Origin of the sequence: Pseudomonas sp. E6002 (genome assembly GCF_013385565.1) — a bacterium.
In the GTDB taxonomy this organism is placed as follows: Bacteria; Pseudomonadota; Gammaproteobacteria; order Pseudomonadales; family Pseudomonadaceae; genus Aquipseudomonas.
Genome location: NZ_JACAPT010000014.1, coordinates 28,499 through 28,711, shown reverse-complemented (window position 1 = coordinate 28,711; position 213 = coordinate 28,499). Strand labels below are relative to the sequence as shown.

1 pseudogene is annotated in these 213 nt (G+C 53.1%); it reads right to left on the bottom strand.

Annotation, left to right across the window (positions count from 1 at the left end):
• Positions 1 to 25 precede the first annotated feature (25 nt).
• Positions 26 to 213, bottom strand: a pseudogene (locus tag HX815_RS31515) (hypothetical protein); the annotation flags it as partial.

The window sequence follows — 213 nt, the reverse complement described above, 5'->3', positions numbered from 1 at the left end:
CCGGCTTGAGTGTTTAAAAGCCAAATCAAAAGCTAAAGCGGGCACGGTCAAATGTGGGAGCTGGCTTGCCTGCGATGGCATCAACTGGGTCTGCCTGATACACCGAGGTGTCTGCATCGCAGGCAAGCCGGCTCCCACAGAAAAGCAGAGCTGCATCAGCTTCAGATTTGGCTTTCGCTCTGGCTTTTGATCTGGCTTCTAAACACTCAAGCC